Consider the following 297-nt stretch of genomic DNA (forward strand, 5'->3'; position numbering starts at 1 on the left):
CTAGATGACTATTATCTCTTTCATGAAACACTAAGAGATTATAGAAACAAACAAAGTAAAGAGAAACAAGAAGAGCTAGAACGCGTCTTAAGAGATGAACGCTTCCGAGGGCGTCAAAGAGTGCTAAAGGACTTACGTATTGTGTTTAAAGAGTTTGACATCCGTACTCATTAGGAATCCATGCAAAAAAGTAAAAAAAGTTTAAAAAAGGTGTTGACAAAGTTTGAAAAGCCTGTATAATAGTAAGAGTTGAAAATAACAACTCTGGTCCGTTGGTCAAGGGGTTAAGACACCGCC

The 297-nt window shown here is 36.7% G+C and carries 1 pseudogene; it reads left to right on the plus strand.

The features are described from left to right. A pseudogene (locus ADH54_RS01880) lies at positions 1–174 on the plus strand (sigma-70 family RNA polymerase sigma factor); the annotation flags it as partial. Positions 175–297: the final 123 nt, after the last annotated feature.

Source organism: Streptococcus pseudopneumoniae (genome assembly GCF_001072315.1).
Classification (GTDB): Bacteria; Bacillota; Bacilli; order Lactobacillales; family Streptococcaceae; genus Streptococcus; species Streptococcus pseudopneumoniae_R.